The sequence below is a fragment of the Ruminococcus sp. genome (assembly GCF_024691275.1).
Taxonomy (GTDB): domain Bacteria; phylum Bacillota; class Clostridia; order Oscillospirales; family Ruminococcaceae; genus Ruminococcus.
Genome location: NZ_JAILNU010000102.1, coordinates 1 through 6,075, shown reverse-complemented (window position 1 = coordinate 6,075; position 6,075 = coordinate 1). Strand labels below are relative to the sequence as shown.

General features: G+C 45.0%; 6 protein-coding genes. All 6 read left to right on the top strand.

The genetic code is table 11. From position 1 onward, the window contains the following. Nucleotides 1–473: hypothetical protein (locus K6G33_RS12640; RefSeq protein ID WP_296780091.1), on the top strand; the 473-nt coding region annotated here is incomplete at its 5' end. Between the two features lie 295 nt (nucleotides 474–768). Next, the gene (locus tag K6G33_RS12635) at nucleotides 769–1,749 is read left to right on the top strand and encodes a DUF4003 family protein (protein WP_296780090.1); all 981 of its coding nucleotides are present in this window, start codon (nucleotides 769–771) and stop codon (nucleotides 1,747–1,749) included. Nucleotides 1,750–1,818: 69 nt separating this feature from the next. Further along, on the top strand, nucleotides 1,819–2,775 hold the full coding sequence (locus K6G33_RS12630; RefSeq protein ID WP_296780087.1) for a PPK2 family polyphosphate kinase: 957 nt from the start codon (nucleotides 1,819–1,821) through the stop codon (nucleotides 2,773–2,775). 211 nt (nucleotides 2,776–2,986) lie between these two features. After that, nucleotides 2,987–3,682 carry a GntR family transcriptional regulator gene (locus tag K6G33_RS12625; RefSeq protein ID WP_173449891.1) on the top strand — a complete coding sequence of 232 codons (696 nt, stop codon included), beginning with the start codon at nucleotides 2,987–2,989 and terminating at the stop codon, nucleotides 3,680–3,682. Continuing rightward, on the top strand, nucleotides 3,672–4,760 hold the full coding sequence (locus tag K6G33_RS12620; protein WP_296780083.1) for a TraB/GumN family protein: 1,089 nt from the start codon (nucleotides 3,672–3,674) through the stop codon (nucleotides 4,758–4,760). Before K6G33_RS12625 ends, K6G33_RS12620 begins: the two co-directional genes overlap by 11 nt. 111 nt (nucleotides 4,761–4,871) lie before the next feature. Beyond that, nucleotides 4,872–5,567 (top strand): hypothetical protein, encoded by a 696-nt coding sequence (locus K6G33_RS12615; protein WP_296780082.1) that lies wholly within the window; start codon nucleotides 4,872–4,874, stop codon nucleotides 5,565–5,567. The last annotated feature ends 508 nt before the right edge of the window (nucleotides 5,568–6,075 follow it).

Sequence of the window (6,075 nt, the reverse complement as noted above, 5' to 3'; positions counted from 1 at the left end):
TGTTGTCGGAAAACGGCAGCACGATCATACAGCGGACGGCGCTGTTCAGCGATACAAGCCTTCAGTTCCATCATGAGGAGTATAGCTTCACGCTTACGGAAGATGCCCGCGTGGGACTGTACTTCAAGGCACTGCATCAGGACGGCTATCCGTCTTATGTGAGATTTATGATAGTGGACAGTGATGTTGTAGCCGAGCCTTTTACCGCAGATATTACAGGCGGAGGAACAATATCGGGCGTGACCTGTTGGGTGCCTTACCACTTTGAGCTGCCTCTTACCATAAAGAGCGGTGAACAGTCGGCATCTGTGATTATAGACGTTGGAACAGCTCCTCTGGGAGAAAATGACACCATTGATTTTACGAGTGCTCATATAACGATACCGACATATGCAGGCAAAAACATCATAAAAACGGGTACGGAGACACAGCCTTCCGAAATATACATAAAATACAAGGGAACAGGTCAGTAAATATCAAGGTCCGAAAGCGTCAGACTTTCGGACTTCTCTTTTTGACACATAATATATGATAATATACATACCTTTTTTTATGCCTGATTTAGCCGAAAAACAGCAGATTTTCAGACAAATTAGTGAAAATTATGCGCGGATAATAATATATTTGTGCGTTAAAAACAATATTTTTGATTGAAATTATGACTATAATGTGGTATAATAGTAACAATAAGTATCAGACAGAATGTCATTATGGAATATTTTGCAGGACAGCCTACCGAAGCTGACCTATGATATAAGGAGGTGCGTCATGAAAGATCTTCTCGAAGTTCTTTGCGACAAGTATCTTATTAATCTGGGACTGATAACAGACCTCTATCCTTTTGAGAGAGAGATACTCTACCCTGTGTGTACCACTGTTTTTTGTGCAGCTGATACGGAATTTGAGCTTGATAAGTTTACGGACAGCCTTGCTCTTATAAAGGCGAATCCGCAGATGCTTTCAAGCTTCCGCAGCACCATGAGACCGCTCATAGCATCATGGCTGTCGGTCAGCGATGACCCACGCGGCGAAATGGAAAAGTACCTCAGCTGCTATGAACTGCTGAAAAAATATTTCAAGAATTCCGAGCATCTTGCGCTGCTCTCGCCGCTTCTTGTCAGGATAGTTTCCGAGGATAAGACCGAGGAATATATCCAACGCGGCAGAAATCTGTATGACAGAATGAAAAAGGAGCACCGCATACTTACCACAAAAGAGGATATCGCTTTTGCTGTTATGCTGGCATTTTCGGACAAGTCCGATGACGAGCTTGTCGAGGATATGGAACAGAGCTACAGGATACTGAAGAAAAGTGCTGATAATAACAGTATACAGACAGTTTCTCATATTCTTGCAATGGCTTCGGGAACTCCCGAGGAGAAGTGCGCAAAGTTCAGTGAGCTTTACAGCAATATGCTGAGAAAAGGCAGAAAGTACGGCAAGCATTACGAGCTGGCCATGCTTGCGGCTCTGACTATCGCCGATTATAGCAGTTCCGATATCCTTGAAGACATAACAGATGTCGAAGCCTTTCTTGTAAAGCACAAGGCTTTTTCCGATCTTTCGGAGTTTGGAAAGAGCGAGCCTGTGTGCCATACATTTATGCTTCTGACCACAGCTTATGCAGGCGATTCGAGTGTATGTGATGAGTCAAAGCGCAGGGCACTGCTTGCCGCAAGACAGGCGGCACTGTATTCGGTAATGGTCTACAGTATGATGACCGTACCGCCTGTAGTGCCGGGAGTCTGAAACAGCTGATGCTGCACCTGAACAGGTGCGATATGTCATAATTTACCCGAACTGAACGGAGGTCATATAATGAAAGCGGACAAATACATCATAAAAGAAGACGGAAAAACAGATATAAGAAAGCTCCCCACAGACAGCAAGTCGGACAAGGCTGACAAGGAGCAGATCATCGCAAAATACGAAGAAAACAAACGTGAGCTCATCGCGCTTCAGGACAAGTTCTACGCAGATGCAAGAGAGGGACTTATCGTCGTTATACAGGCTCTTGACGCTTCGGGAAAGGATTCGTCCATAAAGTATGTTTTCAGCGGGATGAATCCGCAGGGCGTAAAGGTACACTACTTCAAAGCGCCTTCTTCCGACGAGCTTGCTCATGACTACCTTTGGAGGATACACCAGAATATCCCGCGCAGAGGCGAGATAGCTGTTTTCAACAGGAGCCACTATGAGGATATCGTTACTGTTCAGGCGGAGGATATATGGAAGAATTATCATATGTCCGTCCGTGTGCTCGATGACACCAAGAAGAAGTTCTTTGACAAGCGCTGTGAGCAGGTGAACAACTTCGAGAAGTACCTCTACGAGAACAGCTACCGTGTTGTGAAGATATTCCTCCATGTCTCAAAGGAGGAGCAGACGCAGCAGCTTCTCGAACGCATAGAGCTGCCTGAGAAAAACTGGAAGTTCCGTGCCGACGACCTTAAAGTCAGGGATAAGTACGATGCTTATCTCAAGTGCTTCAACGATGTGATAAACAAGACCTCCACAAAGGAGTCGCCATGGTATGTGCTTCCGGGAGACCAGAGGTGGTATACAAGATACCTTATTACGGAGATACTCCTCGATGTGCTTCGTGACTGCAAGCCCGAATATCCCGCACTTCCACCCGAAGAGGAGGAAAAGCTGCCTGAGTGCAGAAGGATTCTGGAGGAAGCTATGGCTGAGTATGAGAGCGGAAGCTCCGAAAAAAAGAAGCAGCCGCCGAAAAAGAAAGCAGCTTCAAAAAAGAAGAAACGCAAGGAATGATAATAGTTTCTTACAGATCAGGAACTATGAATATTATGATCGGGAGGGCGGAACTTAGTATCCGCCCCCTGTAATTTGCATGATAACAGCTTTTTTGCAGGTATACCGTAAATGGCGTTCTGCATAATGTAAAAAATATTTCTTTGTCGTGTTGACATTATTTTGAAAATATGATATAATTTTTTTAAAATTTAATACCAAGGAGGAAGCTATGGGAAACAGTGAATACCGCAAGACCATTGATTACATACTTGATCTCATCAGAAGCGGAATGCTGCGTGTAGGGGACAAGCTTCCAACTGAGCGCAGTATATCAGAGAAGCTCGGCATAAGCCGCAATACCGTCCGCGAGGCGTTAAGGGGACTCGAAATACTCGGTATCGTCAACGGCAAGCAGGGCTCGGGCAATTATCTCACCGATAATATCTCCGATTCTATCGCTAAGGCGATGGATATAATGCTGCTGATGAACAGAACGTCCAAGGAGGAGATCTGTTCGTTCAGAAGAAGCATGGAAAAGACTGTGTGCAGTTATCTCATTGCAAGAGGTTGCAGTTCCGAGAACAAACTAAAAATAGTCGCAGCATTGAATACTCTGAAGGAGACTGAAGGAACAGAGGAGAATCCTGCTGCTGACAGGGATTTCCATTATTCGCTCATCTACGCAACCGAAAACGGATTCTGGATAACTTTCATGGAAGCTGTATCTGAGGTCTATATGCGCTGGATAGATGATTTTCTGACTACAGCAGACAGTGAGGTCCGCATGAAGCTCCAGGACGCACATGAAAAAATGGTGCAGGGCATCATAACGGGCGACACTGCTTTTTGTCATCGTGCCATAGATGCGCATTATGATATTATTGACAATAATCTTAAAAGCGAAAGGATAAGTAATGTACAGTAAACGATTTGCTGCTGCCCTGATGGCAGCCCTCTGTGCCTTTGGTGCCGTATCCTGCGGCAAGAAGGACAGCACTGTTGATGAGAAGAAGGAAGCTGAAACAACAGCAGCGACCGATGCTGCAGAAACTACCGAGGCGGATACTACCAAAGCTGAGGAAGACTCCGACGACAAGAAGGAGGACAGCGGCAGCGATGATGGAATCAAGCTCGCTGATTATTTAACTGTTGATAAGACTTCACCTGCAATGTGGAAGGTCACAGACCGTGAAACGGGTAATGTGCTCTATATGCTGGGAACTATACATATTGTGACCGAGGATACGTTCCCGCTTCCCGATTATATCATGGACGTTTATAAAAACTGCGACGGTATCGCGGTTGAGCTTGATATAAACAGCTTGATGTCAGATATGCAGCAGATGCAGGAATTTGCTTCAAAGCTGATGTATACAGACGGCTCCACTGTCAAGGAGCACATTTCGGCTGAGACATATGAGAAACTCAAAACATATATGTCGGAAAACTATATTTACAATGAGATGATGGACGGGTATACCGCAGGCTACTGGGTATCCCAGCTTGAATCACTTGCTATTATGAATATAGATGACCTCGATACCAATGGTGTTGATTCCAGGTTCATTGAAATGGCTAATAATGACAAAAAAGAGGTCATAAGCCTCGAAACTATTGATATACAGACAAGAGCTCTGAGTGCTGCGTCTGATGACCTTGCGGATTATCTCATATCCGAGATGATTGACGAGGCAGGCGATATGCCAAGCTATACAAAGGATTTTGCCGAGGAGTACGATAAATGGGCTTCGGGCAGCATCGACGAGCTCGACCTTGAAAATGATGCCGAAGAGCTCCCCGATGACCTCAAGGACGACTATGCAGAGTATGAGAAAATAATTCTCTACAACAGAAATGAAGGTATGGCTGCCAAGGCTGAGGAGTTCCTCAAAAACGGCAAGAACTACTTCTTCATGGTCGGAGCTGCTCACTTTGCAGGTGAAAAGGGCGTTGATGATCTTCTTGCAGCAAAGGGCTACAAGGTGGAGAGAGTTTCCGCATAATATAAATATGAACTATGCCACGGAAATCCAGCTTTCAGGATGGGAGAACGTGGCATTTCTATTGACATGACGTGAAAACCGCTGTATAATAATTATGCGGAATACAGCGAAATGTCGGCAAAATATGTACGGGAGCGTGAGAAGATGCAGGATAAAACGGAAAACAGCAGCCGCAATGATATACTTGAAGGTTTTAAGAACAGCGGCAGTTCGTCCGAGGGGACAGCTGACAGCCGTCAGGAAGCACTGGATAAGGTAAATGAGATGTTTGCGGCTGCAAGGGCGGCGGGAAAGCAGCCAAAGAAGAAAAAGACTGTATCAGCTCCCGAGCCTGTTGTACAGGAAAAGGCTGAGTCTGTTTTTGAAAAGCCGCAGAAGAATGAAAGCTATCAGGAAGCTGTGGACAAGGTCACGGAAATGCTTTCGGCTCCTAAGAATGATAATTCCAAAACAGAAGACGGGGAGCAGGCTGACAGCCGTCAGGAGGCTGTGGACAGAGTTGCGGAGATGTTCGACAAGGCGATCGCAGCCAACGGCAAGAGAAAAAAGAGCGGTTCCGATATGTCGTCGGCGAGCATGGAGATAATAGTCCTTGAAGTAATTTCTATCCTGTTCTTCATTTTCAGCATCAATTCGAGCCTTCCCGAGGTGGTATCCCTTATCGCGGTGTTTATGCCTGCGATAGTGGGGATAATTTCGAGAATGCTGCTTCAGCAGCTTACGCTGAAAGATGCTGTTTCAAAATGCAAGCTCCATATTGCGGTAACTTTTTTGTTCCTGATGATCGCCGTGATGTCACTTGCCTGAACCGTAAATACAGAATAATATAAATTTAGCCTGAAAGCTGTTGGAATGAGCTTTCGGGCTATGATTTTTATTAGTGCAATAAAAGTGTGCGGTGCTCGGGGAGGGGAGAATTCTTAAAAACCCACAAAAAAAGCACCTGATTTAAACAAAATCAGGTGCTTTTGACAAAACTTTCCGAAGTCCCTTGACATGGGACAAAAATTGTATTATACTGTTATAATGTATCAATATGGAATAGTATCGCTTTTTTGCAAGATATTATATCACATTATGTGCAGTCTTGTCAATAGTTTTGCGGAAAATTTTTATTGATGCGCTAACGCAAAAATATCTGCCGTGCCTTACTCTGTGTGCGTCGGACACGGCGGTAAAAAAATACAAGGAGGTTCCGCCTATGGTGAATGTTACACCTAAGCAGCTGGGAAAGAATGTCAGAATGAGCTTCGGTAAGATTACCGAGCCTCTGGAGATGCCGAACCTTATCGAGGTGCAGAAGAACTCGTATAAG